This window comes from Chromobacterium sp. Ag138 (assembly GCF_055181315.1).
On the sequence record NZ_JBUPWA010000001.1, the window covers coordinates 1,243,206 to 1,269,916 of the forward strand.

Consider the following 26,711-nt stretch of genomic DNA (forward strand, 5'->3'; position numbering starts at 1 on the left):
AGCCACAGCGTGGCCACCACGCTCAGGCCGATGGCCAACAGCACGATGGGCAGCAGGTAGCGCCAGGCGTTGGCGGGCACCAGCTGGCGGCCCGCCATTCTTTGTTGAACCGCGGCCAGGCCGCTGCGCAATTGTTTGACCACAGTCGGCTCCCGCTTACAGCTGCATCTTGATCAGATCGTCGACCGCGCCGACCACCTTGTTACGCACCTGCATCAGCATCGAGAACGACAGGCTGGCTTCCTGGCTCATCAGCATCGCGCCGACCAGGTCGTCGCTCTGGCCGCTGTCCACCTCGGTCATCTTCTCCGCGGCGAGGCGGTTCTGCTGATCGACGTCGCGCACGGCCGACATCATAGACTGGCTGAAGCTATGGCCGGCGGCGGGGGCTTCTTCCTGCGCGGCGATAGGCGCGGGGGCGGATTGCCCCAGTTTCGCCATCTCCCCCAGCAACTGGCTGCGGTCGGCGTGGATCATCAAGCCCAGATTGGTGGCCATCGTTCATCCTTAGAAAAGCGGTCTCGAAACTACTCGGTCAACCTGCAGCGCTTGTTAAATGCAGGCTGGCGGATTTTAAACTCACCGCTTTATCATACCGATGGTATTTTTCACATTCCCAGCCGTGAATTTTCCCCCTTTACCGTTGGCGGACAGCCAGTAAGATGCACACTCCCAGCAATAGCCGGGGGCTGCCGCGCAGCCGCCCGCCACGATAACGAAGCTCCGATGCCCAAAGCCAAAATCATCGCACCGCAGGAAGGCGCCCGCCTGCAGGCCTTGGACCTGCGCACGCTGGGCCGCCCGATACACCTGCTGCCGCTGTTTGCCCGAGCCTTGCGGCAGGAACTGGATGACTTTCTCGAACGCGAGCTGAACCGCCGCTACCACGCCGGCTTCCGCATCGACGCGCTGCGCCAGCAGCTGCCGGCCGCCGACGAGCTGCGCTGGCAGTGGCACGGACTGGACGACTGGCAGCTGGGCAGCCATTTCGACCGCGGCCTGCTGCTGGGCATACTCGATTACCGCTTCGGCGCCCGCGCCGCCGCGCCGGACGGCGAACTGCCGGCCGAAACCGAAACCGAGCGCCGCCTGGCCCGCACGCTGGCCGAGCGGCTGCTGCCGCGCCTGGCCCGCGCCATCCATCAACTGGGCCATGCCCCGCAGGCGGACGCACCCAAGCCGCAAGCGCTCGGCTATCCGGCCCAATCCGCCTGGCAGCTGGAAGTGGATCTCAGCGACGGCGACGCCAAGCTGGGCACGCTGCGCCTGCGGCTGAACGCCGCCGCCTTCGACGCCCTGCTGCAAAACCTGTCCGGCCAGCGGCAGCGACTGGGCGGCAACGCCGACTGCGCCAACTTCAGCGAGCGGCTGCGCATCCGCCTGGACGCCCGCCTGCTGGAGCAGGCGCTGCCGCTGGGCGCGGTGCTGGACCTGCGCCCGGGCAGCGTGCTGCCCGTCGCCATGCAGCCTCACGCCGAAGTCTGCGCCCAGGGCTCGCCGCTGTTCCGCGCCCAGGTGGTGGAGCGCCAGGGCAAGCTCTGCCTGTCCGGCTTCGCCGACATCGAATAAACCAAGGAACCCGCAATGGAACAGAACCAAGACTTCGACCTGGACGGCATCCTGGACGGCCTGGACGCCGACGCGCCAGCCGCCGCCGAACCCGCGCCGGCCCCGCGCGACATGACGCCCTTCCTGCGCAAGATTCCTGTCAAGCTGACGCTGGAAGTCGGCAGCGCCGACATCAGCCTGGCCGACCTGTGCCAGATCGGCGCCGGATCGGTGGTGGAGCTCGACAAGATCGCCGGCGAACCGCTGGACATCAAGGTCAACGGCACCGTAATCGGCCGCGCCGAGGTGGTGGTGTCCGGCGACAACTACGGCCTGCGGGTGGTGGAACTGAACGACCTGCAGCTGGACAGCCTGGCCTGATGAAACGCGCACTCCCCCTGCTGCCGCTCGCCGCCGCGGGCCTGCTCGCGGCCGCGCCAGCCTGGGCCGAGCCGCTGAAGCTGCTGTCCGCCAACGCCGGCGGCGCGTCGGTCGACTTCACGATCAAGACCCAGATCCTGATCCTGATGACGGCGCTGGGCCTGTTGCCGGTGCTGGCGCTGATGATGACCAGCTTCACCCGCTTCGTCATCGTGCTGTCGCTGCTGCGCCAGGCGCTGGGCCTGCAGCAGGGCCTGCCCAACCGCCTGATCACCGGCGTGGCGCTGATCCTGACGCTGCTGGTGATGCGCCCGGTGGGCCTGCAGGTGTGGAACGAGGCGATGGTGCCGTTCGACCAGGACAAGATCACCATGCAGCAAGCGCTGGAGATCGCTTCCAAACCGATCAGCCGCTTCATGCTGGCCCAGACCGGCAAGACCGCGCTGGCCCAGGTGGCGCGGCTGTCGGGCGAGGAGAACGTCGCCAAGCCGGAAGACCACGCCTTCACCGTCAAGCTGGCCGCCTTCGTGCTGTCCGAGCTGAAAACCGCATTCCAGATCGGCTGCATGTTGTTCATCCCCTTCCTGGTGATAGACCTGGTGGTGTCCAGCGTGCTGATGGCGATGGGCATGATGATGCTGTCGCCGCTGGTGATCTCGCTGCCGCTGAAGCTGCTCTTGTTCGTGCTGGTGGATGGCTGGTCGCTGACCGTCAACACCCTGGTCACGTCGATACAGGCTTACTAGGAGGAGCCAAGCCATGCTGACGCCCGATATCGCGGTCGACATCGTCAACGACAGCCTGCGCGTGGTGGTGACGCTGGTGGTGCTGCTGGTGCTGCCCAGCCTGATCGTCGGCGTGGTGGTCAGCCTGATCCAGGCCGCCACCCAGATCAATGAGCAGACCCTGTCCTTCCTGCCCAGGCTTTTGATCGTGCTGTTGACCATCGCGCTGGCCGGCCACTGGATCACCGGCTACCTGATGGATTTCTGCGTCGCCATGTTCCAGCGCGCCGCGAGCCAGGTGGGATAGCGATGCAGGGCCTGTACGCCCAGCTGCTGGACCTGATCCCCGCCGTCTGGTGGCCGTTCTGCCGGCTGATGGCGGCCTTCGCCATCGCGCCCTTCGTCGGCGACGCGGTGGTGCCGATCCGCGCCCGCGTCGGCCTGGCGCTGGCCCTGGCCGTCGCCTGCATCCCCGGCATGCCGGCCCACTCTCCGATCGACCCGTTCACGCTGCACGGCGTCGCCGCCAGCGTCGAGCAAGTGGTCATCGGCCTGCTGTTCGGCCTTGCTTTCCAATTGACGCTGTCCGTGCTGTCGCTGCTCGGCTTTCTGCTGTCGTCGCAGATGGGCCTGTCGATGGCCATCATGAACGACCCCGGCAACGGCAACAGCTCGGACGTGGTGTCCAGCCTGCTCTACTTGTTGGCGGCGCTGCTGTTCTTCGCCATGGACGGCCACCTGGTGCTGGTGCAGGTGGTGTACGCCAGCTTCCGCGCCTGGCCGCTGGGCGGCGGCATTCCGCAAGCCTCGCTGCCGGTGCTGGCCGCCAGCGTCGGCTGGGTAATGTCGGCGGCGATGATCCTGGCCCTGCCGGTGGTGTTCGCCACCTTCGTGGTGCAGGCCGGCTTCGGCATGATCAACCGCGTGGCGCCGGCGCTGAACCTGTTTTCGCTGGGCTTCCCGGTGGTGACGCTGTTCGGCTTGTCCACGCTGACCCTGCTGATGCAGGTGCTGCCGCCGCAATACCTGAGCCTGAGCGAGCAGACGCTGCGCCTCTTGGACCGCCTGCTGGAGATGGGGCATGGCTGAGGCGCGGCAAGGCGACAAGACAGAAAAGGCGACGCCCCAGCGGCTGCGCAAGGCGCGCGAACAGGGGCAAGTGCCCCGCTCCAAGGATCTGGCCGCCGCGCTGGGCCTGCTGCTGGCGCTGAAAATGATGTTCTGGCTGGCGCCGGGCTGGCTAGACGATTTCCGGCAATTGTTCGCGCTGGCCTTCGCCTCGCTGTCCGGCCAGGGCGCGCTGGAGAACAGCTGGTCCAAGCTGTTCGGCGGCACCCTGCTGTTGCTGATCAAGATGCTGGCGCCGCTGGCCGTCATTCCGCTGACCATGCTGCTGCTCAGTCTGTTTCCCGGCGGCTGGGTGTTCGTGCTGAACCAGATCAGCCCCAAGTTCGAGCGCATGAACCCGCTGGCCCACCTGTCGCGGCTGGCCTCGCCCAAACACGCCAGCGAGATCGGCAAATCCATCGCCAAGGCGCTGGTGCTGGGCTGGCTGCTGTACCGCGTGGCCAGCGACGCGCTGCATGAATTTTTCGCGCTGCACAGCATGCCGCTGCTGCCGACGCTGGCCGGCGCGGCCGACCTGCTGTTGTCCTGCCTGCTCAAGCTGGCGGCGGTGTTTTTGCTGTTCGCGCTGGCCGACCTGCCGCTGCAGGTGTTCCTGTTCATGAAGCAACAGAGGATGAGCAAGCAGGAAATCAAGGAAGAGCACAAGAACACCGAGGGCCGCCCCGAAGTGCGCCAGCGCATCCGCCAGCTGCAGCAGCAGATGGCGCAGCGCGGCGTGCGCAAGGCGCTGCCCGGCGCCGACGTGATCATCGTCAACCCCAGCCACTACGCGGTGGCGCTGAAGTACGACGAGAACCGCGCCGAGGCGCCGTTCATCGTCGCCAAGGGCGTGGACGAGATGGCGCTGTACATCCGCCAGCTGGCGGACGAGCTGAAACTGACGGTGCTGCCGCTGCCGCCCTTGGCGCGCGCGGTGTACCACACCACCCAGGTCAACCAGCAGATCCCCGCGCCGCTGTACCGCGCGGTGGCTCAAGTGCTGACCTATGTTTTGCAACTGAAGGCATTCCAGGCGGGTAGCCGCCGCAGCCGGCCCACCCTGCCGGACCTGCCCATCCCCCGCGAACTGTCCGACCCCGAGCCCGCATCATGAACTCGCTGACCAAACTGCTTGCCGACATCGGCCGCCACAAGCTCGCCGCCCCGCTGTTCCTGCTCGCCATCCTGGCGATGGTGATGCTGCCCCTGCCGCCCTTGGCGCTGGACATGCTGTTCACCTTCAACATCGTGCTGGCCATCATCGTGATCCTGGTCAGCGTGTCGGCGCGCAGGCCGCTGGACTTCTCGGTGTTTCCCACCATCATCCTGGCCACCACGCTGCTCAGGCTGTCGCTGAACGTGGCGTCCACCCGGGTGGTGCTGCTGCACGGCCACGAAGGGACGCATGCCGCCGGCCGGGTGATCGAGGCCTTCGGCAACGTGGTGATAGGCGGCAACTTCGTGGTCGGCATGGTGGTGTTCGTCATCCTGATGATCATCAACTTCATGGTGGTGACCAAAGGCGCCGAGCGGATTTCCGAGGTGTCGGCCCGCTTCACGCTGGACGCGCTGCCGGGCAAGCAGATGGCGATCGACGCCGATCTCAACGCCGGCCTGATCAACCAGGAGCAAGCGCAGCAGCGCCGCCGCGACATCGCCACCGAAGCCGACTTCTACGGCGCGATGGACGGCGCGTCCAAGTTCGTGCGCGGCGACGCCATCGCCGGCATCCTGATCCTGATCATCAACCTGTTCGGCGGCGTGGCCATCGGCGCGCTGATGCACAATCTGTCGATGGGCGACGCCTTCCGCCAGTACGCGCTGATGACCATAGGCGACGGCTTGGTCGCGCAGATTCCGGCGCTGCTGCTGTCTTCCGCCGCCGCCATCATCGTCACCCGCATCAGCGACGACGGCGACATGCAGCAACAGGTGGGCAATCAGATGCTGGCCTCGCCCACCGTGCTGATGAGCGCCGCCGGCATGATGCTGATCCTGGCCGTCATTCCCGGCATGCCGTGGCCGACCTTCCTCGGCTTCGCCGCGCTCTTGGGCTATGTGGCCTGGCGCATGCATGTCCGCCGCCCGGTCGCGGCCAACACCCTGAACCAGACCGCGGTGAAGTCCGCGCTGCAGGGCGAAGCGGAAATCGAGCTGGAATGGAACACGCTGCCCTACGCCGACACGCTGGGCATCGCGCTCGGCTACCGGCTGGTGGCGTTGCTGGACGCAGGCCAAGGCGCGCCGCTGACCAAGCGGGTCAAGGGCGTGCGCCAGAGCCTGTCCGAACAGATGGGCCTGCTGCTGCCGACGGTGAATCTGCGCGACGACCTCAGGCTCAAGCCCTCGCAATACGCGGTGCAGATCTCCGGCAACACGGTGGCCGAGGCCGAGGTCTACGCCGACCGGCTGATGGCCATCCCCTCGCCCGATGTCTACGGCGAGATCGACGGCATTCCCGGCATCGATCCGGCCTTCGGCATGCCGGTCACCTGGATCGCGCTGGCCGACAAGAGCAAGGCGCTGGGACTGGGCTACCAGGTGGTGGACTGCTCCAGCGTGATGGCCACCCACTTGAACAAGGTGATGCGCGAAAACCTGGCAGAACTGTTCCGCCACGACGACGTGGCCGCGCTGGGCGAGCGGCTGTCGGCGCTGGCGCCCAAGCTGGCGGCGGCGCTGGGCCAGGCGCTGACGCCGGTGCAGCAGTTGCGCGTGTTCCGCCAGTTGCTGCAGGACAATGTGTCGCTGAAGGACATCGTGCCCATCGCCTCCGCCCTGCTGGAAGCCAGCGACACGACCAAGGACCCGATCATGCTGTCGGCCGAGGTGCGCTGCGCGCTCAAGCGCCAGATCGTCCAGACCATTGTCGGCCCGCGCGATGACATCCGGGCCTTCAACCTGTCCGCCGATCTGGAAAACCTGCTGCTCGGGGCGCTGTCCCAGGCCCAGCAGACCGGCAAGCCGCAACTGGACAGTTTCCCGATCGATCCCAACGTGCTGCAGCAGCTGCAGGCCAATATGCCGGTGATCCGCGACCAGATGAAGCAACAGGGACAGGCGCCGGTGCTGCTGGTGATGCCGCAGATCCGGCCGCTGCTGGCCCGCTACGGCCGCTTGTTCGCGCCCGGCCTGCATGTGCTGTCGTACAACGAGGTGCCGGAAAACCGCCAGGTCAGCCTGACCGGCACCTTGGGCTGACGCTCGCATTTCTTGCGCCGGATGCCTGCCATCCGGCGCAAATCGCCTCTCCCGCCTAGTATTCCGCCTCAGACCGCCCCGCCGACTCCCTCATTGAATTCACGCAGTTAGCGCTATGCGCCCCTGAATTTCCGGGCTATGGGATAGAATCGCCAGAACAAAAATTCACCTGTACTTTTTCGCATGTTGTGAAAATGCAAACGCATGATTCGCAAAATTAGGAAAAATTGCCAGTTTAAGCATTTTTTGCGCACATGTCGGCCGCATGGATGCTAGGATCACGATTATGAAAATCATGTGACGGGACATCGACATGACCACCCCCAAGTCCGCCAACGAAATCATCTGCGACAACATCCGCAAGCAGCTGGAACAGTTCCGCTGGCCGGAAGCCCAACAGGCCAGCCTGATCGAACAGATCCTCGGGCTGAGCACTTCCCAGGCCTACCGCAAACTGAACGGCAGCAGTCCCTGGCAGCTGACCCAGGTGGAGCGCCTGGCCCAGTACTTCAATATTCCGCCCTCCAGCCTGCTGGTCGACCACAGCCAGCAGATCGGCCAGAATCCGATGGACAACGAACTGCTGCCCGCCATCCTGCATCTGAACAACCAGAGCGGCGAAGCCCACTGCTGGATACAGCTGGGCGAGCAGCTGGCCGACGACTCCTGCGCGCCGCTGTTCCTGGCCAAGCGCCTGCACGACTGTTGGCACGTGTTTCCCGGCACCCTGTTCGACGGCGAGGACGGCTATGAGGTCGGCTACCTGACCATACGCCCGCCCAAGCGCGCCAACACTAAGCGGCTGCTGGTGGCGGTGCTGGACGACAAGGACGCCGACCTGCTGTCGGCGATCCTGGTGCAGCAAGGCCTGTTCGCGCTGCCTTATCACCAGCCGCAGGCGCTGCTGCAGGCTATGCAACATGAAGAATTCGACGCCTTCGTGCTCGACTGGGTCTTGGGCGAGCCCACCAGCTGCATGGAGGTGATCGAGACCATACGCCGCCACTCCGCCACGGTGCCCATCGTGGTGCTGACCGGCTACGCGCTGGAGCACGAAAGCGAGCTGTCCCGCGCGCTGGAAACCCATGGCGTCTATTACATCGGCAAGCCGGCGCCCGGCTCCATCCTGGCGCTGCAGATCAAGAACATGGTCACCAACGCGCTGGAGCACGCCTGAGCGCGCGCGATCCCTTGGCATGAAAACAGGCTCCCGCGGGAGCCTGTTTTTTTGTCTCGTCTGCGCCGCCGCTACAGGGGCAGGCTGGCCAACGCGGCGCGCAGCTGGCCGCTGTCGAAAGGCTTGCTCAGCCGCGCCGCGAACCAGCCGGAACGCACATCGGCGAACTCGTCCGGATCCGCGCTCATCGCCAGCATCAGCGGCCGCTGCGGCTGCTTGCGGGCCAATTCGGCCAACTGGTAGCCGCTGTCCCCCCCCAGCTGCATGTCCAGCAGCAGCACATCGAAACGCCGCTGCACCAGGCAGTCGGCCGCCTGGCTCAAGGTGGCGGCGCAGGACACCTGGTAGCCGTCCTGCCCCAGCAGCTGCGCCACCGAGCCGCGAATCTCGTCGTCGTCGTCGACGATCAGCACGCTGCGGCTCTGCTCGCTGCCGCCCACTTCGCGCAGCGGCAGTCTGACCGTGAACACGGAGCCGGCGCCGACCGCGCTGTCCATCTCGATGCTGCCGCCGAACAGCCGCACCAGCTCCTTGACGATGGACAGGCCCAGGCCGCTGCTGCCGGGCCGGCGGTTGCGCCCCTGGCTGAACGGCTGGAAGATGCGCTGCCGATCCTCGTCGGCGATGCCGATGCCGGTGTCGCTGACCTCCAGCCGCAATTCGGAATGATCGGCGTCGTTGACGCCGCGGGCCTTCAGCGTCACGCCGCCCTGATCGGTGTAGCGTATCGCGTTGGACACCAGGTTGCCGACGATCTGGCGCAGCCGGATCTCATCCAGCAACACCCACTCCGGCAGCGACGCCTCCTCGTAGCGCAGCGTCAGCCCCTTGGCGTCCGCCAGCGGCTGCATCACATCCATCACCGCGCGCAGCGCGGCCGATGGCTTGACCCGGCCCGGATTCAGCCGCAACTGCATGTTCTTGATCGCCGAGATGTCCATGATGTCGTGGATCTGGCTGGTCAGCTGCGCCATGCCGGCCTTCATGCGCTTGAGCGCCAGCTGGGCAGCCGGCTGCGGCATCACCGCCGGCTCCACCAGCTCCATGCACATCTGCATCGACTGCAGCGGCGAACGGATTTCGTGGCCCAGCGTGCCGAGGAAAGTGGTGCGGTCCAGCTCCAGCGCCACCGTCGCCTGGTGGGCGGCGCGCTCCTGCTCCAGCAGCGATTGCCGCACCTCCGCCAATTCCTTTACCTCCCGGAAGCGCATCAGCACCAGCAACACGCCGCAGATGCCGCCGCACAACACCAGCTGCAGCATCAGCATTTGCGAACGCTGGCTGGCCAGCGCCTTGGTGCGCGCCACGCGCGCCGACACCTCGGCTTCGCGGCTTTGCACCGCGAAATTGGCCAGAACCGGCCGCAGCGCGTCGATGCGCACCACCATGCGGCGCGCCCAGTCGGGCGTCATCCGCAGCCAGCTCTTGTCGTGGATCAGCGGCCCCAGCGCGCCCACCAGGGCGTCGAAGCCGGCCACGCGGCGCAGTTGGCGGTGCACCAGCACGCTGTCCGGGGCCTCGAACACCTGGTAGCGGCTTTGCAGCAGCTGGAACTGCGTCCCGGGATCAAACGAAACCGGCGCTTCCGCATAGCCGATCAGCTCGGCGCGGGTCTTCTCCAGCTCGATGTGCAGCTGCGCCACATTCCAGTACAGCTGCTCGCTCTTGCCGCCGTCTATCAGCGCCTGGCTGGCGCGGTCGATGCGGTAGAAATTCCAGGCCGCGGCCAGCAGCAGCACCAGCAGCGACACGATCAGCCACCATGGCGCCTGCACATAGCGCTTGATGCCGCCCAGCCTCACATGACCTCCATCGCCTCGACCTGCCACACCAGCTTGGCGTCCAGCGGCGGCCCTTTGTCGGCGTCGGGCATGCTTTGCAGCGGATACATCAGCCACAGCGGGCCATAATGGGCGACATCGAAGGGCTTGTTGTCGATGCGGCGCGCCAGCACCACGCTCTGCTTGCCCAGCTCGTCCACCGAGATGTCGTAGCGGTAGTAGTTGATCGCCAACACCCTCACCATGGAGCCCTTGGCCTCCACCTTGGCCAGGATGTCGCGCACCAGCGGCCCGCTGAAGCGCACCGAGGGCGTCCAGCTGGTGGAGGTGGAGAAGCTGACTTGCCTGAGCTTGCCCAGGTCGCTGTCGCGAAACTGGTAGATGCCGCGCTTGGCATCGGTGAAGCGCCCGATCTTGCCCGACACCGTCAATACCACCGGATCGCCGCCCGCCAGCGCGGGAGCGCACAGGCAGAGGCCTATCAGCCAGCACAAGGCCTTACGCATAGCCATCCTCGAATCGCAGATAAAAAACGGCCAATTATATTCATCCCGGGCCCTCCGCAACCAGTGTTATACGAAGAAAACGCTTCCCGCCCCACATTTTGCAACCATTTTTCATCCACGCCGCCCAGCCATAGGATGAAAAAAGCAAAAAGCCAGTGGCGAACCACTGGCTTGCATCGACGCGGCGCAAGGCCGCGCATCGACGATTATTGCAGCAGGGACATGGCCAGGCTGCTCATGCTGCCGCTTTGCTTCAGCATGGAGGTGCTGGCTTGCATCAGCATCTGTTTGGCGGTCATGGTGGAGCTTTCGTTGGCGTAGTCGGTGTCCATGATGCGACCCTTGGCCGCCAGCGTGTTGTTGTTGACGTTGGACAGGTTGTTGATCACGTGGTCCAGACGGTTGGCGTTGGCGCCCAGCGCGGAGCGCACGGTGCCGACGGCGTCCAGCGCGGCGCCGATGGTGGTGATGGTGTCGGACTTGCCGATTTCGCTGTTGGCGGCAGCGGCGTCGATCGCGTTCTTGGCATCAGCATTCTTGGAAGCCTCTGCCAGGTAGCCGTTGTCGTATTGAGCCTGAGCATCTGCCTTGGCTTTCTTCTCTGCGTCGGTGCCGCTAGCCATAGCGGTGATCGCAGCCTGGTCCTTACCGCCTGCAGCGGTTTTGGCGGCAGCTTCTGCTGCGGTCTTGCCGGCAGCGTCCAGTACGCCGTTGGCTGCGGTCAGCTGCTTGTCGCGCTTGGCTTTGTCAGCGGCGCTCTTCTCATCGGCGGTCATCGTCTTTTCGTAGTTGGCCGACACCTTGCTCAGCGAGTCGTCCAGCGACTTCATGTTGCCGCTCAGGTCGACAGACATGGTTTCCTCGGCTGCGGAACCGATCTGGAAGCTCAGGGCGCTGGCCACTTTGCCGCCTTGCAGCAGCTTTTCGCCGCCGAAGGAGGTGTTCTTCATGATGTTGGTCAGTTCCTTGCCCAACTGGTCGAATTCAGCCTGCATTGCTTTCTTGTCGTCGGCGGTGGTGGTGCCGTTGGCGCCTTCGGTGCCCAGGTCCTTCATCCGTTGCAGGATGTTGGTCACTTCGTTCAGCGCGCCTTCGGCGGTCTGCAACATGGAGATGCCGTTCTGGGCGTTCTTCATGGCGACGGTCATGCCGCGGCTTTGCGCGTCCAGACGGGTGGCGATCTGCAGGCCGGCGGCGTCGTCCATCGCGGAGTTGATGCGCAGGCCGGTGCCCAGGCGGGTCATGGAGGTGGACAGCGCGCCTTGGGTGCTGTTCATGTTGGACTTGGTGTTCAGTGCCGCGATATTGGTGTGCAGGCTCAGCATGGGAATGCTCCGTCGGTTTGGTTTGGTAAGCGGCATCGCTGCCGTTACCCCAGCAAGGCGGCGCTTATCGCCGGGAACTTAAATCGCAACAGAACGTGAAAAATCACAGCGGGTTTTATCAAGCCCAAGCGCAACTCGGCATAATGTCTATAACATATTCATCGCAGCCAGAACGCTTGCCCTCGCCGCCGAGCGGAAAGAACCCGTCGATGAACGTGCAATCGAATCCCTTCCTGTTCGAAAGCGCCGCCCTCAGCCATCTGCCTGGTTTCGGCGCAGTCCGGACCACCCAGTTCGCCGGTTATCTGTCCGTCGGCGACTCGGCCGGCGGCTGGCTGTATTTCTGGTTCAGCGAGGCGGGAGAGCATCCTGAGAAAGCGCCGCTTCTGGTCTGGATCAGCGGCGAGCCGGAGTGGGGCGCGCTGGACGCGATGCTGGATGAGCATGGCCCCTACCTGCTGGACCCATCCGGCCGCGTCTACTCCAATCCCTTCAGCTGGCATCATCACGCCAATCTCTTGGTCATCGACCAGCCGCTGGGCCAGGGCTTGTCCTTCACCACCCATCCGCGCTACCTGCCGGAGAATCATGACGAAGCCAGCCAGCAGCTGTACCACGCGCTGCAGGAATTCCTGCTGCGCTGGCCGCGCTACCGCGAACGCGACTGCTACCTGTTCGGCAGCGCCGCCACCCATTCGATCACGCGGCTGGCCCGCCGCGTGCTGGACGGCAATAGCGGCGGCCAGCCTCCGATACCGCTCAAGGGCCTGGGCCTGGGCAACCCCCAACTGGCGCCGGAAATCCAGCTGCCCAGCCATATCGAATACGCCTATCAGCACCGCTTGATCAACCTGGATGAGAAAAACCGCGCCCAGTCCATGCTGGACGATTTCATCCGCGCCTATGCCTCGCCCATCGCGCTGCAACGCCAATTGGCCAGCCGGACCGCCATCGAGATTGATCGCTTCGTGCAACACTGCTGCGGTCGCGATCTGCGCGACATCCGCCATCCGCCGCAAAAGCCCTCCAAAGTCCTCGGCGAGTACCTGAAAAAACCCTCGGTGCAGCAGGCGCTGCACATCGACCACCGCTCCAGCAACGAGCTGAAGCCGCAATCCGGCCTGATGGCCGAAGCCGCCTGGCTGGAAAGCTCGTCGCATTTATTGCCCGCGCTGCTGGATCAACTGAAGGTGCTGTTCTTCCACGGCGAATGTTGCATGGCCGGCAATTATCTCGGACTCGATGCCTGGTTCAACACCCAGACCTGGCCTCAAGCCGAAGCTTTCCGGCAGCAAAAGCGCCAGGGCTGGCGGCCTTACGGCCTGGCCGCGGGCCTGATCCGCAGCCATGGCAACCTCAGCCAGATCATCATCCAGAACGCCGGGCTGCGCGTGGCCCGGGATCAACCCGCCGCGGCGCAGGCGATGCTGCGCGACTTCCTCAGCAGCGGCGACGAAGCAATGACATTGTAATTGACCGATAAAAAATACCGGGTTGTAATTAACTTTCTTTATCGAGAAAATCGCATGTCCGAGCTCGCCCTGCGCGCGGCCGGCCAACTCTGGCTGGATTGCGGCTTCGACGCTTCATCCTTGCGCCGCCTTGAACTGCCCGGGGACGAGGCGACGCTGCCCTCCTCCTTCGCCATCGCGGCGGCCGCTCAAGGCGCCATCGGCGCCTGCGGACTGGCGGCCGCCGAGTTCTTTTGCCTGCGCGGCGGCGAGCCGCAAACCGTCAGCGTCGACATCCGCCACGCCGCCGCCGAATTCCGCAGCGAACACTATTTGCGGGTAGACGGCGGCCTCCCGGCCGATCCCTGGGACAAGATCGCCGGCATCTACCGCTGCCGCGACGGCCGCTGGGTGCGCATCCACACCAATTTCCCGCATCACTGCCAGGGCGTGCTGGACCTGCTGGCTTGCCAATACGACAAGGCCGCGGTAGCCGAGGCCCTCGCGCGCTGGAACGCATTCGAATTTGAAGACGCCGCCGCAGGACGCGGCCTGGTCGCCACCGCGCTGCGCAGCTTCGATGAATGGGACGCCCATCCGCAAGGCATCGCGGTGGCGGCCCAGCCCGTCATCTCCATCACCCGCATCGGCGACGCCCCGCCCCGCGCGCTCGGCGACGCCGAACGTCCGCTGCAGGGCATGCGCGCGCTGGACCTGACCCGCATCATCGCCGGTCCGGTCGCCGGACGCGCGCTGGCCGCCCATGGCGCGGACGTGCTGCACATCACCTCCCCCCATCTGCCCACCATCCCGACGCTGGACATCGACCTGGGCCGCGGCAAACGCAGCGCGCAGCTGGATCTGACCCATGAAGCGGGCCGAGACACGCTGCGCGGCCTGCTGGACGACGCCCACCTCTTCATCCAGGGCTACCGCCCCGGCGGCCTGGCTGCGCTAGGTTTCTCCCCGACAGACGCCGCGCGCCTCCGCCCCGGCATCGTCTACGTTTCGCTCTGCGCCTACGGCCATACCGGCCCATGGGAGGGCCGCCGCGGCTTCGACTCGCTGACCCAGACCGCCAGCGGCTTCAATCTGGCCGAGGCGCAAGCGGCCGGCAGCGAAACGCCGCGCGCCTTCCCGGCCCAGGCGCTTGACCACGGCGCCGGCTATCTGGCCGCGCTGGGCGCGATCGCCGCCTTGCATCGCCAGCAGCGGGAAGGCGGCAGCTGGCATGTGCAGGTGTCCTTGGCGAAAACCGGGCACTGGCTGCGCGGCCTGGGCCGCGTGGATGGCGCGATGGCTCTGTCGGTGCCGACGCTGGACGATGTCCGCCCCTGGCTGGAGGAAAGCGATTCCGGCTTCGGCCGCTTGCTGGCGGTGCGCCACGCCGCCCGGATGAGCCTGACGCCTGCGCGCTGGGAACATCCGGCCATGCCGCTGGACAGCCACGCGCCAGCCTGGGCTGGCTGAAAAGCCAGGTTTCACCGCGGGCGGCCTCGCTAAAACTGACGGTTTTCCCAATTCGGCGAGGCCAGGATGAAAACCAATAAATACCTGATCGAAGCGCTGCTGTTTGCCAGCTACGCGCTGTTCGGCATGAGCTGGGCCGGCGGCAGCGCCTTCATCCCCCAGATCATGCGGGAGCTGTACATCCATGATCTGGCCGCCGGTTCCCACATCAGCAACGCCGTGGCCGCCGCCAAGCTGCTGGGCGCCTTCGTCGCCGCCGCCATCCTGTCGCGACTGCTGGCCAAAAAAGCCGTCGCCGTGGCGATGGCGCTGATGGCGCTGGGAGTATTGACGCCCTTCGTCCACAGCTATCCCTGGCTGCTGCTGACGCGCTTCCTGATGGGATTGGGCGGCGCGCTGGTCATCGTCTATTTCTCGCCCATCGTCATGCAATGGTTCTCTCCGGCGGAACGGCCCTTCGTCAATGGCTTGAACGCGGTAGCCTTCAATGTCGGCACCGCCGCCATACTGTTCGGCCTGCCGGCCATGCTGGGCTGGTTTGGCGACTGGCGGACCACGCTGCTGGCCATCGCGCTGGGCAGCGTGTGTTGCCTGGCGCTATGGCTGGTTTTCGGAGCAGATGGCGCCACAGAGAAGAAAACGGCCGACGCGGGACCGCGCCACACGCTGCGCCAGGGCCTGGCCGAACGCTTCAACTGGCTGCTGGCCTTCACCTATTGCGGCACGCTGTCCTTCTACGTGATCCTGTTCAGCTTCTACCAGAACGCCGGCATCCGGCAGGCGAAATACGTGGTCTTGGCGGGGCTGGCCGGCACGGCGGCCGGCATCTGGCTGGCCAGGAAGATCACGCGCAGGCTGCCCATGCTGCGGATATCCGGCCTGTTGCAGCTGCTGGCGGTGATCGGCCTGCATGCCCAGGTCTGGGGCTGGAGCGGCGACGTTGGACTGGTGGCCGCGGCCGCGCTTGCCGCCGGTTTCTTCATCTTCCTGCCCCTGCCCAGCTTGGTGACGCTGGCGCAGGAACAGCCCGGCATGACGCCGGACAAGGCGGCAGTCACCTTCAGCCTGTTCTGGTTCCTCAGCTATCTCGTCGCCACGGCGGCGCCCTATGTGTTCGGCTTGCTGGTCGATTTGCGCCATGGCGACTACGCGCTGGCGATGACGTTTTCCACGCTGCTGTCGTCCACCTTCTTGCTGGGCTCGCTGCTGATGCGCGAGGCGCGCGAACCCGCCGGGCGGCAGGCTGCGCAATCGGCTTAAACCGCCAGGCGGCGCAGGTTGAGGCTGGCCGGAACCCGCAGATCGCGCTCGGCCAGGGCCTCGCCTTGCAGCAAGGCCAGCACCTGGGCCAGGCTGGCTTCGGCCAACGCCGCGCTGTTCTGGCGGATGGCGTCTATCGGCAAGGGCAGGCAATCGAGCAAGGGGTGATCGTCGAAAGTGAGCAGATATCGCGGCGCCTCGCGCAGCCGGTGGCGCTCGCGGATGAAGGACAATACGCCCTCCAATAGCGTGATGGACGCGGTGAACAGCGCACGCGGGTAGCGGCCGTGGCGGGCATGCCAGTCGGCCATCATCCGGTAGCCGGACTCGCGCTGGAAATCCCGCTCGGCCACCCAGTCCGTCCCCTCTTCCAGCCCCGCGGCGTCCAGCGCCTGCCGGTAGCCGGCCAGACGCTCGCGGCTGGCCGACAGTTCCGGCTGGCCGCCGAAATACGCCAGCTCGTCCACTCCGTCCGCCAGTACCGGAAACAGCAATCGGGCCACGCTGTCGCCGGCGTCGGTCACGACAGACGGTATGCCGCTGCCGGAGATGTGGCGGTCGGCGAACACGAAAGGCAGCCTGCCGGTCCAGGGCTGGTAGCCCGCGGCGTCGCCGCTGCACGGCACCACGATCATGCCGTCCACCTGGCGCGCCGCCAGTTGTCCGATGCCCGAGCTTTCCCGTTCCGGATCTTCGTCGCTGGTCACCATCAGCAACTGGTAGCCGCGCTCGCGGCAGCCGTTCTCCAGCGCCTGCGCCAAGGCGGCATGGGTGGAGTTGGTCAGATCCGGCACCACCAGGCCGATGCTGCTGCTGCGCCGGCTGCGCAAGCTGCGCGCCTGCTGGGAAGGCTTGAAATGGTGCTCGCGCGCAGCCTTCTCCACTTTCTCAACGGTGGCCGGCGAGATGCGGTAGCGCTCGGCATGGCCGTTCAGCACCATGCTGGCGGTGGTGCGCGACACGCCGGCCAGGGCGGCGATGTCGTCTATGGTCAGGCGTTTGAAGCTGCTCATGGCGTATGGCTGGGCAAGGAAACGGAAATGATAATCGCAATATGGCAAAACGGGGCCGGACGCGCAGGCGCCGGCCCCGTTGACTGGCTGCGGCTTACTGCTGGACCAGGTTCAGCGGCACCGGGATGAACTTGTCCACCTTCTGGCCGTCGGCCAGCTTCTTGGCGGTCTGCACGCCGTACTGGCCGATCAGCGCCGGCTGCTGCTGCACGGTGGCGGACAGCGTGCCGGCCTTGACCGCGGCCACCGCGTCCGGGGTAGCGTCGAAGCCGACCACCGCCACGTTCTTCAGTCCGGCGGCCTGGATCGCCTTCACCGCGCCCAGCGCCATTTCATCGTTGTGCGCGAACACGCCCTGGATGTCCTTGTTGCCCTGGATGATGTTTTCCATCACCGACAGGCCCTTGGCGCGGTCGAAATCGGCCGGCTGCTTGGCCAGCAGCTTGACGCCGTCCTTCTTGTCCACCACCTGGTGGAAGCCCTCGCCGCGCTCGCGGGCGGCGGAAGAGCCGGCGATGCCTTCCAGCTCGACGATGCGGCCCTTGCCGCCCAGCTTGTCCAGCAGGTACTTGCCGGCCATCACGCCGCCGGCGATGTTGTCGGAGGCAATGTGGGCGCTGACTTCCGCGCCGTTGACGCTGCGGTCCAGCGACACTACCTTGATGCCCTTGGACGTCGCTTCCTTCACCACATTGGCCACCGCGGACGAGTCGGTCGGGTTGATCAGGATCACGCTGACCTTCTTCTGGATCAGGTCTTCCACGCTGGCCTGCTGCTTGGCCGGATCATCCTGCGCGTCGACGGTGATCAGGTTGACGCCCTGCTTCTTGGCCTCGGCCGCCGCGCCGTCGCGCAGTTCGACGAAGAACGGGTTGTTGAGCGTGGATACCGCCAGGCCGACGGTGACCTTGCCGTCGGCCGCCGCGGCGCTGGCGTCGCCGGCCGGCGCGCTGCCCGGCCCCTGCTTGGAGCAGGCGGCGATGCCGAAGGCCAGAATGCCGGCCACGAGCGGGGTAAGAATGCGTTTCATGCTGATGCTCCCTGATAAATGGAATGATGCACTGCATTGGGCGGCGCGCGCCGCCATCGTCACTTCTTGTTGCTGCGATCCAGCAATACCGCCAGCAGAATCACCGCGCCCTTGATCACCTGCTGGTAGAACGAGGACACGCCCAGCAGATTCAAGCCGTTGTTGAGCACGCCGATCAGCAGCGCGCCGATCAGGGTGCCGAAAATCCAGCCGCGGCCGCCGCTGAGGCTGGTGCCGCCCAGCACCACCGCGGCGATGGCATCCAGCTCGTAGCCGGTGCCGGCCGTCGGCTGCGCCGAATTGAGCCGCGAGGTCAGCACCACGCCGGCCATCGCCGACATCGCGCCGGAAGCGGTATACACCCACAGCTTGACCCGGTCCACCTTGACGCCGGACAGCCGCGCCGCCTCCTCGTTGCCGCCGGTGGCGTACAGATGGCGGCCGAACACGGTCTTCTTCAGCAGGAACCAGAAGCCAGCGAACAGAATCAGCATCCACACCACCGGCACCGGCACCAGGCCGGCGACATAGCCGCCGCCCAGCATCGAGAACAGCTCGCTGTCGAAACCGGTGATCGGGCTGCCGTTGGAAAACACCAGCGCCAGGCCGCGCAGGATGGTCATCGTCGCCAGCGTGGCGATGAACGGCGCCACCTTGCCCTTGCTGATCACCAGGCCGTTGAACAGGCCCATCGCCGCGCCGGCCAGAATGCCCAGCAGCGTGGCGAGCATGGGATCGACGCCCGCCTGCAGCAGCGTGGCGGTCAGCACCGAGGACAGCGCCAGGATGGAGCCCACAGACAGGTCGATGCCGCCCAGCAGGATCACCAGCGTCATGCCGAAGGCGATCAGCGCGTTGATCGACACCTGCCGCATCACGTTCAGCAGATTATTGACGGTGAGAAAGTCCGGGCTCATCACGGACAGGCCGACGGCCACCAGCACCAGGGCGATGAAGGGGCCTAGGCGTTGCAGATTGGCTTTCTGTTGCGGGGTCATGCTTGTTTCCTGGTTTCGGTGGAAGCGGCTCCGCCGGCGGCGGCGGCCATCAGGGTTTCCTGGCTGCAGCCGGCGGCGTCGAAGATGCCGGCCTGGCGGCCTTCGTGCAGCACCAGGATGCGATTGCTCAGCGCCAGCACTTCCGGCAGTTCTGACGACACCATCACGATGGCGGCGCCGGCGGCGGCCAGCTGGTTGACGATGTGGTAGATCTCGGCCTTGCCGCCGACGTCGACGCCGCGCGTCGGCTCGTCCAGCAGCAGCACCTTGGGCGGATTCGCCAGCCATTTGGCGAACACCACTTTCTGCTGGTTGCCGCCGGACAGCGACTTGACGTCTAGCTCGGCGTCGCGGGTGCGGATGCGCAACTGTTCTATCATGCCGTCCACCGCCCGCTTCTCGTCGCCGGCGCTCACCACGCCCAGACGGGCGTAACGGTCCAGATGCACCAGCGTCGCGTTCTCCCGCAGCGACATGCCCAGCACCAGCCCCTTGCTCTTGCGGTCTTCCGGCACGAAGCCCAGGCCGGCGGCGATGGCGTCGCCCGGCGTGGCCACTTTCAACTCCTCGCCGTCCAGCACGACGCGGCCGGCGGTGCGGCGCTTGGCGCCGAACAACGTCTTCAGGATGTCGCTGCGGCCGGAACCCATCAGCCCGGCGATGCCCAGCACCTCGCCGGCGCGCACCTCGAAGCTGATGCCGGCGATCATGTTCTCGTCGGCCAGGTTTTCCACCCTCAAGCGCACCTCGCCTGGAACGGCTTCGCGCTTGGGATAGCGGTCGCCGATCTCGCGCCCCACCATCATCCGCACCACTTCGTCGAAATCGGTGCCGGCGATTTCGCGCTCGCCGACGAAGCAGCCGTCGCGCAGCACGCTGATGCGGTCGCAGACACGGAAAATCTCCTCCATCCGGTGCGAAACGTAGACGATGGCCACGCCGCTTTCCTTCAGCTGAGCCATCAGGCCGAACAGCGTGTCGATCTCGCGCTCGGTCAGCGCCGCCGTCGGCTCGTCCATGATCAGCACCCGGGCGTTCAGCGCCAGCGCCTTGGCGATCTCCACCATCTGTTGCTGGCCGATGGACAGGCCGCCGGCCTCGGCGTCGGGATCGATGCCGCCGACGCCCAGCGCCGCCAGCTGCGCCTTCGCCTCGCGGCGCATGCGGCCGTAGTCGATCAGGCCGAAGCGCGACGGCTCGCGGCCGAGGAACAGGTTTTCCATCACCGACAACTGCGGGATCAGGTTCAATTCCTGGTGGATGATGGCGATGCCGGCCGCTTCCGCCGCCGCGGTATCGCGCAGCTCGGCCTTGCGGCCGTCCAGCAGGATTTCGCCGGCGTCGGCGCGGTGCACGCCGCTGAGTATCTTCATCAGCGTGGATTTGCCGGCGCCGTTCTCGCCCATCAGCGCGTGGATCTCGCCGCCGCGCAGCGTGAACTCGACATTTTCCAGCACCTTGACCGGTCCGAAGGCCTTGCTGATGCCGCGCATGGTCACTTGCATGGTGCGGCTCCTCAGAAGATCACGCCGGAGTGCAGGATCACGTTGGCGTATGGCGTGCATTCGCCGGTGCGGATCACCGCCCGCGCCGCGTGGCAGCGCTGCTTGAATTCCTCGTGGCTGACGAAATCCAGCGCCGTGCCGGCTTGCGCCATCTGCTCGGCCTTGTCCTGCACCGCCGGGTTGTGCTGGCGGCACTCGATGGCGAACACCGCGCGCTCGCACTGGAAATCGGCCAGGACGCTATCCAGGGTTTCGACGAAGCCGGGCTGCCCCAGCGTCAGCGACAGGTCCACGCACTCGACGCCGGGCGGGATGGGCAGGCCGCAGTCCGCGATCACCAGGCTGTCGGTATGGCCCATGGACGCCAGGATGCGGGCGATGTCGCGGTTCAGATGGCCGTGCTTCTTCATGCTTTGCTCTCCAGAAAGGCTTCCAGCTCCGCCAGCGTGGGCATGCCGCCCTGCGCGCCGGGGCGGGTGACCGACAGCGCGCCGGCCGCGTTGGCGCGGCGCACCGCCTCTTCCAGGCCCAGCGGCAGGAAGGCCGCCAGCGCGCCGTTGAAGGTGTCGCCGGCGCCGGTGCTGTCCACCGCCTTGACCTCGAAGCCCGGCTGATGCCGCAACTGGCCGCGCGCCAGCGCGAAATAGGCGCCGTGCTTGCCGTGGGTCATCACCAGTTTGCCGGGACGCTCGGCCAGCAGCGAGCGCCAGTCGGCGTCGGGCTGGGCCAGCATGGTCAGGAATTCGTGTTCGTTGGGCGTCAGCAGCGCCACCCGCTGCAGCAGCTCTTCCGGCAGCGGCACCGCCGGCGCGGGATTCAGCAGCAGCGGCTTCTTGTGGCGGGCGGCCAGCTCGGCGGCGCGGCGCACCGTCGCCAGCGGAATTTCCAGCTGGGCCAGCACCACGTCGGCGTCGATGAAGGCTTGCTCGGCGGCGTCCAGGTGGGCGGGCGTCAGCTTGTGGTTGGCGCCCGGCACCACCAGGATGGCGTTGTCGCCGCCGCTGACGGTGATGACGGCGATGCCGGTGGGCCCGTCCACGCTCTCCACGCGGCGGCAATCCACGCCTTCGCGCTCCAGGTGGGCGCGCAGGTCGCGGCCGAAGGCGTCGTCGCCGACGCAGCCCAGCAGCGCCACTTTCGCGCCCAGGCGGGCGGCGGCCACCGCCTGGTTGGCGCCCTTGCCGCCCGGGTAGGTGGCGAAGCCATCGCCCAGCAGCGTTTCGCCCAGCTTCGGCATCCGCTTGGCGGACGCCACCAGGTCCATATTGATACTGCCGACTACCAGCACCCGGGTCATGCCGTCTCCTTGTGTACCTTTGCTACATTGCAACGCACAAATTGCGATTTTCTTGCTAAAACGTAATCAGCACCGATTTATAGCAGAGATGGACAGCTTCACGAAAGAGGGGAACCGTAAAAATGTAGTCATCGCACTACATATTTTCACGTGAAGATATCAATGTAATTCGACAGCCATCGCATCGACAAACGCCAGCCGGATTGAGAAAGCGCCGCGCGGTATGCCATGATGCCCGCTTGAGAGCCGCCAACAACATCCCGGATGCGGCGCTGCGTCGACTTGCCTTGCGGTTTGCGCTGCCTGCGTCGACGCGCCCCGCTCCAGGCGTTCCGCGAAGTTTTGTCAGCGGCCCCCAAAACCGACACCGCATGCGCGCCCGACGGCGCCGGAGGGAAAAAATGGATTTGAGCTGGCAGCAACTGGCCGACCTCTACTGGAACGCCGACAAGTGGCGGATCAACCTGCTGGTCGTCGCCCACCTGTTCGGCGCCCTGGTCCTGGGCAGCCTGCTGGGCTACGAGCGCTGGTACAACGGCCGCGCGGCCGGCATGCGCACCTACGGCCTAGTGTGCATGGCCTCGGCGGCGGCGATCAGCATCATCGGCTACTCCGGCTACTGGTACGGCGGGCAGTCGGCGGACATCATGCACGGCGACATGACGCGGGTGGCGCAAGGGGTGCTCACCGGCATCGGCTTCCTGGGCGCCGGCATGATCATGAAGGAAGGGCTGAGCATCAGCGGCCTGACCTCGGCCGCCTCGGTGTGGATGTCGTCGGTGATCGGCATCCTGATCGGCGTCGGTTTCTACGGCGCCGCCATCGCGCTAACCATCTTGTGCATGGTCTTCGTCACCGTGGTGAACCGCATCGAGAACATCCTGCCGCGGCGGGTCAGCCTGTTCGTCAGCGTCAAGCTGAGCGCCGACCACGACTGGACGGTGGAGAGGCTGGCGGAGCGGCTGGCGCCGTCAGGCTTGAAGCTGCACGAGGAAAGCATCAGCATCCGCGCCGACCAGAACGGCGCCAGCTGGAGCTTCCTGGTGTCCGCGCACGACCGGCGCAGCTTCATCAGCGTGGTGGACCTGGCCCGCGACATCATGGTGGCCGACCACATCCTGGAGCTGGACCTGCAGCCGGCGCGCAACTGAGCGCGGCCGGCCCGCTTACAGCGCCACGCCCGGCGGCGGCTGGTCGTGGCTTTGCGCCATCGACTGGTGCGGCAGTTCCAGATAGCTCTTGGACTGCATCTCGGTCAGCCGGCTGGCGGTGCGGAAGAACTCGCCGGATTGCAGGCCTTCCGTATAGATCTCTTCCGGCGGCGCGTCGGCCGAGGCGATCAGCTTGACGCGGTTGTCGTAGAACACATCCACCAGCCAGGTGAACCGGCGGGCGATGGACGCCTGCTTGGCCGTCAGCCGGGGAATGCCGGACACAAACACCGTGTGGTATTCGCTGGCTATTTCCAGGTAGTCGGTCTGCGCGCGCGGGCCGTCGCACAAGGCAATGAAGTCGAACCAGATCACGCCCGGCGACATCCGTCTGACCTCGATCTCGCGATCCAGCACGGTGATGCTCTTTTGCGGCAGGTCAGCGCCCGTGCCCACTTTGTGGAACAACTGCTCCATCTTCCGCTCGCTGGCTTCATCCGCCGGCACCATGAACAAGGGCTCCCGCGTCAGCTCGCGCAGCCGGTAATCATGCCCGCCGTCCACGTTGAGCACGTCCATCTCGCGTTTGATCAGTTCTATCGTCGGCAGGAAGTTCTGCCGCTGCAGGCCGCCCGGGTAGAGATCGTCCGGCGCGTAATTGGAGGTGGTCACCACCACCACGCCGCGCTCGATCAGCGCCGACAGCAGCCGGCCCAGAATCATCGCGTCGGCGATGTCCGACACGTGGAACTCGTCGAAGCACAGCAGCCGCGTCGACTTGGCGATCTCGTCGGCGTAGGCCAGCAGCGGGTCCTTGCCGCCGGCGAACTTGCGCAGCTCGCGGTGGGTTTCCGCCATGAAATTGTGGAAGTGGATGCGGCGCTTGCGGCGATACGGCACGCAGGCGTAGAACGCGTCCATCAGGAAGCTCTTGCCGCGCCCCACCCCGCCCCAGAAATACAGGCCGCGCGGCACGTCCGGGCTTCTCAGGCTGCGGCCCAGGAAACGGTTGCGCTTGGTCTTGAAATCCACCAGTTCGTGCCACAGCCGGTCCAGTCGCTCGATGGCCGCGGCCTGGGCCTCGTCATGGATGAAACCGGGTTTCTCGCTGGCCAGCTGGTACCAGCCCTTGGGGCTGCAATGGACGTTCTCGTCCGGAGAGAATGCGTGTTGCGACATGGTTATGCTTGTTCTGCGCTGCGTTTGGCGCCGCCGCTGGCGGCGAGGGAATCCCTGAATGATAACCGCTTTGACCCGTCCTTGCCGCATTCAGCGGCAGGTGGCCAATCGGATGCCAGACGGCGCGGCCAGCCGGGCCAGGCTGCCGTCGCGGCACATGCCGTCCAGCGCCATGTTGAACGTTTCCAGCATGCCGGGCTTCACCCGGCTGCGGGTGAAGCCGTACAGATACGTCAGCTGCTTGACCTCAGCCAGCTTGCGCAAATTGCCCAGGCCGTCGCGCTTGATCCAATAGCGGGCGACGTCGTCGTTGGAGAACCCCACCGCGTTATCGCCGTAACGGCCCGCCGCCAGTTTGCGCAGCACCGTCTCCGGGTCCAGCTCCACGGCCAGGTTCGCGCCGGCCACCCCCTGGATCAGCCGCTCGCTATTGGTCTGCGACAGCGACGGTCCATACACCGCCACGGTTTTGCCGGCGAGATCGCCAGGCTGGCGGTAGCGCAAGGGGCTGTTCGTTTTCGCGTACAGGCCGTAGCTGCTTGCCAGCACCGGCTTGGACAGCTCCATCACCGCCCGCCGCTCCGGCGCGTCCTGCGCCAGCACCAGACCGTCGGCTCCGCCCTGGCTGACCGTCAGCAAGGCTCGCTTCCACACCATGGCCTGGATGGTGCAATTCCATGAAGAGCGCCGGCAGGCCTCGCGCAGAATCGCCACCAGCGCGCCATCCAGCCTGCCGTCGGCATCCTGGGTGATGAAGGGAGGAAACAACTGGGTGACGAAATACAGATCGCGCGACGCCGCCTGCGCCTGCGCGCCGGCGCAGGCCAGCAGCAGGCCGGCCCACAGCCTGGCACCCGTCTTCGCGATCCCCATCGTCCCCGTCCCCTCTCTTCTTTAGCCGCAGTATAGAGCGGGCGGGGCCGGCTCAGCGAGCCTGCCTGGCGCGCCAGGCGACGAGCGACGGCCGCAGCCACTGCCGCTCGGCGTAAGCGGACAAGCTGGGAGGTAGCTCCTCCGCCGTCAGCCGCTTCAACAGCAGCGCCAGTTCCGCGTCCGCCACGCACCAGTCGCCGAACAGGTTGCCGCCATCCGCCGGCACCCGCGCCTCGGCCACCGCGATCAGCTTGTCCGCCGCCTTGCGCGCCGCCTCGCCCAGCGGCAAAGCCGGCTTGCGGCCGAACACCGTCTCGGTGCTGCGTTCGTCGCGCAGCGGCAGCAGGTCGCTGCGCAGCCAGGCCTGCAGCTGGCGCGCGCGGGCGCGGGCTTTCAAATCGGCGGGCAGCACGCGCAGGGTGTCGGGATAGGCGTCTTCCAGGTACTCGATGATGGCCGACGATTCGCTGAGCGCGAAATCGCCGTCCACCAAGGTCGGCACCCGGGAGGTCAGTGACTGCGCGCGGTAGCCAGGCTCGAACTGCTGGCCTGCGGCGAGGTCGCGGGTGAGGACCTCGAAAGGCAGGCCCTTTTCAGTCAGCGCGACGAAGGCGGCCATCGCGTAGGGACTGAAGAAATCCTGATCGACGTAGAGTTTCAGCATATCGGCATCTTTCGAACAAAATGCCATGCTAATCGCCGCCGGCCCGGCTGCCAAGCCGGCAAGCGGCGACACTGCGTCAAACGCGGTCGAACAATCCGGTGGACAGGTAGCGGTCGCCGCGGTCGCACACCACCGACACGATCACCGCGCCGGTCAACTGCGCGTTCAGCCGCAGCGCCACCGCCAGCGCGCCGCCGGAAGACGGGCCGGCCAGGATGCCCTCGCGCCGCGCCAGCAATCGGGCGGTGTCTTCCGCCTCCTGTTGGCCGACATGCAGGATCTCGTCGATGCGGGAAAAATCGCATATCTTGGGCACGTACGGGTCTTCCCATTTGCGGATGCCGGCGATCTGGCTGCCTGGCTCCGGGTGCACGCCGACGATGCGGATGGCCGGATTCTTCTCCTTCAGAAAGCGGCCGGTGCCCATGATGGTGCCGGTGGTGCCCATGCTGGACACGAAGTGGGTGATCTTGCCTTCGGTTTCTTCCCAGATTTCCGGCCCCGTGCCCTCGTAATGCGCCTGTGGGTTGTCCGGGTTGGAAAACTGGTCGAGGATGCGGCCCTCGCCGGCCGCCTCCATGCTGCGCGCCAGGTCTATCGCCGCCGGCATCGAACCGGCGGCCGGCGTCAGGATCACCTCGGCGCCGTAAGCGCGCATCGCCTGCACCCGCTCGGCGCTGGAATTCTCCGGCATGATCAGCACCATGCGGTAGCCCATCATCGCCGCCGCCATCGCCAGCGCGATGCCGGTGTTGCCGCTGGTGGGCTCGATCAACGTGTCGCCGGGCCGGATGTCGCCGCGGCGCTCGGCGCGGCGGATCATCGACAGCGCCGGCCGGTCTTTCACCGACCCGGCCGGATTGTTGCCTTCCAGCTTCAGCAGAATCACATTGCCGTTGTCACCCGGCAGGCGCTTGAGGCGGACCAGCGGCGTGCCGCCGACGAAATCTTCCAGATGCTTGTACACAAAGAATCTCCCTGAACTGGCCCCATTATATCGATTGGCTATCAGCAGATGCGAAATCGTTATTTCTAATCTAATAACCATCGGTAACCGGACAGTCCGCCC

The 26,711-nt window shown here is 66.0% G+C and carries 26 protein-coding genes; 12 read left to right on the forward strand and 14 right to left on the reverse strand.

What is annotated here, in order from left to right; translation table 11 throughout:
* Positions 1 to 156: 156 nt before the first annotated feature.
* Positions 157 to 498, reverse strand: a complete 342-nt coding sequence (locus ACY3GB_RS05465; protein ID WP_021477812.1) for a flagellar hook-basal body complex protein FliE — start codon at positions 496 to 498, stop codon at positions 157 to 159.
* Between the two features lie 228 nt (positions 499 to 726).
* On the opposite strand from ACY3GB_RS05465, the gene ACY3GB_RS05470 reads away from it, so the two are divergent.
* The 8 genes from ACY3GB_RS05470 (at position 727) to ACY3GB_RS05505 (ending at position 8,139) form a co-directional block, all read left to right on the forward strand.
* Positions 727 to 1,569 (forward strand): FliM/FliN family flagellar motor switch protein, encoded by an 843-nt coding sequence (locus tag ACY3GB_RS05470; protein WP_463087855.1) that lies wholly within the window; start codon positions 727 to 729, stop codon positions 1,567 to 1,569.
* A 15-nt stretch (positions 1,570 to 1,584) separates the two neighbouring features.
* Positions 1,585 to 1,929, forward strand: a complete 345-nt coding sequence (gene fliN, locus ACY3GB_RS05475) for a flagellar motor switch protein FliN (RefSeq protein WP_463087857.1) — start codon at positions 1,585 to 1,587, stop codon at positions 1,927 to 1,929.
* On the forward strand, positions 1,929 to 2,675 hold the full coding sequence (gene fliP, locus ACY3GB_RS05480) for a flagellar type III secretion system pore protein FliP (RefSeq protein WP_463087858.1): 747 nt from the start codon (positions 1,929 to 1,931) through the stop codon (positions 2,673 to 2,675). The genes fliN and fliP overlap by 1 nt, the downstream gene beginning before the upstream one ends.
* A gap of 13 nt (positions 2,676 to 2,688) precedes the next feature.
* The gene (gene fliQ / locus ACY3GB_RS05485; RefSeq protein ID WP_011136551.1) at positions 2,689 to 2,961 is read left to right on the forward strand and encodes a flagellar biosynthesis protein FliQ; all 273 of its coding nucleotides are present in this window, start codon (positions 2,689 to 2,691) and stop codon (positions 2,959 to 2,961) included.
* Positions 2,962 to 2,963: 2 nt separating this feature from the next.
* Positions 2,964 to 3,743 carry a flagellar biosynthetic protein FliR gene (gene fliR, locus ACY3GB_RS05490; RefSeq protein ID WP_463087859.1) on the forward strand — a complete coding sequence of 260 codons (780 nt, stop codon included), beginning with the start codon at positions 2,964 to 2,966 and terminating at the stop codon, positions 3,741 to 3,743.
* Positions 3,736 to 4,875 (forward strand): flagellar type III secretion system protein FlhB, encoded by a 1,140-nt coding sequence (gene flhB, locus ACY3GB_RS05495; RefSeq protein WP_463087860.1) that lies wholly within the window; start codon positions 3,736 to 3,738, stop codon positions 4,873 to 4,875. Before fliR ends, flhB begins: the two co-directional genes overlap by 8 nt.
* Positions 4,872 to 6,962 carry a flagellar biosynthesis protein FlhA gene (locus ACY3GB_RS05500; protein ID WP_463087861.1) on the forward strand — a complete coding sequence of 697 codons (2,091 nt, stop codon included), beginning with the start codon at positions 4,872 to 4,874 and terminating at the stop codon, positions 6,960 to 6,962. Before flhB ends, ACY3GB_RS05500 begins: the two co-directional genes overlap by 4 nt.
* Before the next feature lie 313 nt (positions 6,963 to 7,275).
* Complete coding sequence (locus ACY3GB_RS05505; protein WP_463087862.1) at positions 7,276 to 8,139, forward strand: helix-turn-helix domain-containing protein; 864 nt, start codon at positions 7,276 to 7,278, stop codon at positions 8,137 to 8,139.
* A 71-nt stretch (positions 8,140 to 8,210) separates the two neighbouring features.
* Here ACY3GB_RS05505 and ACY3GB_RS05510 read toward each other — a convergent pair whose 3' ends face one another.
* From ACY3GB_RS05510 to ACY3GB_RS05520, 3 genes are all read right to left on the reverse strand, one after another.
* Positions 8,211 to 9,941, reverse strand: a complete 1,731-nt coding sequence (locus tag ACY3GB_RS05510) for an ATP-binding response regulator (RefSeq protein ID WP_463087863.1) — start codon at positions 9,939 to 9,941, stop codon at positions 8,211 to 8,213.
* Positions 9,938 to 10,432: a putative pterin-binding protein gene (locus ACY3GB_RS05515; protein ID WP_463087864.1), complete on the reverse strand. Its 495-nt coding sequence runs from the start codon at positions 10,430 to 10,432 to the stop codon at positions 9,938 to 9,940. The genes ACY3GB_RS05510 and ACY3GB_RS05515 overlap by 4 nt, the downstream gene beginning before the upstream one ends.
* 200 nt (positions 10,433 to 10,632) lie before the next feature.
* The gene (locus tag ACY3GB_RS05520; protein ID WP_463087865.1) at positions 10,633 to 11,751 is read right to left on the reverse strand and encodes a flagellin N-terminal helical domain-containing protein; all 1,119 of its coding nucleotides are present in this window, start codon (positions 11,749 to 11,751) and stop codon (positions 10,633 to 10,635) included.
* A gap of 209 nt (positions 11,752 to 11,960) precedes the next feature.
* Between ACY3GB_RS05520 and ACY3GB_RS05525 the strand changes: the two genes are divergently transcribed.
* The 3 genes from ACY3GB_RS05525 (at position 11,961) to ACY3GB_RS05535 (ending at position 15,932) form a co-directional block, all read left to right on the forward strand.
* On the forward strand, positions 11,961 to 13,223 hold the full coding sequence (locus ACY3GB_RS05525) for a S10 family serine carboxypeptidase-like protein (RefSeq protein ID WP_463087866.1): 1,263 nt from the start codon (positions 11,961 to 11,963) through the stop codon (positions 13,221 to 13,223).
* Positions 13,224 to 13,277: 54 nt separating this feature from the next.
* A complete protein-coding gene (locus ACY3GB_RS05530; RefSeq protein ID WP_463087867.1) occupies positions 13,278 to 14,672 on the forward strand; it encodes a CoA transferase in 1,395 nt (464 codons plus the stop codon).
* 66 nt (positions 14,673 to 14,738) lie between these two features.
* Complete coding sequence (locus ACY3GB_RS05535; RefSeq protein ID WP_463087868.1) at positions 14,739 to 15,932, forward strand: MFS transporter; 1,194 nt, start codon at positions 14,739 to 14,741, stop codon at positions 15,930 to 15,932.
* Here ACY3GB_RS05535 and ACY3GB_RS05540 read toward each other — a convergent pair.
* The 6 genes from ACY3GB_RS05540 to rbsK form a co-directional block, all read right to left on the reverse strand.
* Positions 15,929 to 16,945 carry a substrate-binding domain-containing protein gene (locus ACY3GB_RS05540; RefSeq protein WP_463087869.1) on the reverse strand — a complete coding sequence of 339 codons (1,017 nt, stop codon included), beginning with the start codon at positions 16,943 to 16,945 and terminating at the stop codon, positions 15,929 to 15,931. The genes ACY3GB_RS05535 and ACY3GB_RS05540 overlap by 4 nt on opposite strands.
* A 94-nt stretch (positions 16,946 to 17,039) precedes the next feature.
* Positions 17,040 to 17,975 (reverse strand): ribose ABC transporter substrate-binding protein RbsB, encoded by a 936-nt coding sequence (rbsB, locus tag ACY3GB_RS05545; protein WP_463087870.1) that lies wholly within the window; start codon positions 17,973 to 17,975, stop codon positions 17,040 to 17,042.
* Positions 17,976 to 18,034: 59 nt separating this feature from the next.
* On the reverse strand, positions 18,035 to 18,973 hold the full coding sequence (locus ACY3GB_RS05550; RefSeq protein ID WP_021477797.1) for an ABC transporter permease: 939 nt from the start codon (positions 18,971 to 18,973) through the stop codon (positions 18,035 to 18,037).
* The gene (locus ACY3GB_RS05555) at positions 18,970 to 20,478 is read right to left on the reverse strand and encodes a sugar ABC transporter ATP-binding protein (RefSeq protein ID WP_463087871.1); all 1,509 of its coding nucleotides are present in this window, start codon (positions 20,476 to 20,478) and stop codon (positions 18,970 to 18,972) included. The genes ACY3GB_RS05550 and ACY3GB_RS05555 overlap by 4 nt, the downstream gene beginning before the upstream one ends.
* An 11-nt stretch (positions 20,479 to 20,489) precedes the next feature.
* The gene (rbsD, locus tag ACY3GB_RS05560; protein ID WP_463087872.1) at positions 20,490 to 20,888 is read right to left on the reverse strand and encodes a D-ribose pyranase; all 399 of its coding nucleotides are present in this window, start codon (positions 20,886 to 20,888) and stop codon (positions 20,490 to 20,492) included.
* Positions 20,885 to 21,775, reverse strand: a complete 891-nt coding sequence (rbsK, locus tag ACY3GB_RS05565; protein WP_463087873.1) for a ribokinase — start codon at positions 21,773 to 21,775, stop codon at positions 20,885 to 20,887. Before rbsK ends, rbsD begins: the two co-directional genes overlap by 4 nt.
* Positions 21,776 to 22,176: 401 nt before the next feature.
* Between rbsK and ACY3GB_RS05570 the strand changes: the two genes are divergently transcribed.
* Complete coding sequence (locus ACY3GB_RS05570) at positions 22,177 to 22,926, forward strand: MgtC/SapB family protein (RefSeq protein WP_463087874.1); 750 nt, start codon at positions 22,177 to 22,179, stop codon at positions 22,924 to 22,926.
* 15 nt (positions 22,927 to 22,941) lie between these two features.
* On the opposite strand, the gene zapE is transcribed toward ACY3GB_RS05570, so the two are convergent.
* From zapE to cysM, 4 genes are all read right to left on the reverse strand, one after another.
* Positions 22,942 to 24,105: a cell division protein ZapE gene (gene zapE, locus ACY3GB_RS05575; protein WP_463087875.1), complete on the reverse strand. Its 1,164-nt coding sequence runs from the start codon at positions 24,103 to 24,105 to the stop codon at positions 22,942 to 22,944.
* Positions 24,106 to 24,195: 90 nt separating this feature from the next.
* On the reverse strand, positions 24,196 to 24,978 hold the full coding sequence (locus ACY3GB_RS05580) for a substrate-binding periplasmic protein (RefSeq protein WP_463087876.1): 783 nt from the start codon (positions 24,976 to 24,978) through the stop codon (positions 24,196 to 24,198).
* Between the two features lie 52 nt (positions 24,979 to 25,030).
* Entirely contained in the window at positions 25,031 to 25,642 is a 612-nt protein-coding gene (gene yfcF / locus ACY3GB_RS05585) for a glutathione transferase (protein WP_463087877.1), read from the reverse strand.
* A 76-nt stretch (positions 25,643 to 25,718) separates the two neighbouring features.
* Positions 25,719 to 26,609, reverse strand: a complete 891-nt coding sequence (gene cysM / locus ACY3GB_RS05590; RefSeq protein WP_463087878.1) for a cysteine synthase CysM — start codon at positions 26,607 to 26,609, stop codon at positions 25,719 to 25,721.
* Positions 26,610 to 26,711 lie beyond the last annotated feature (102 nt).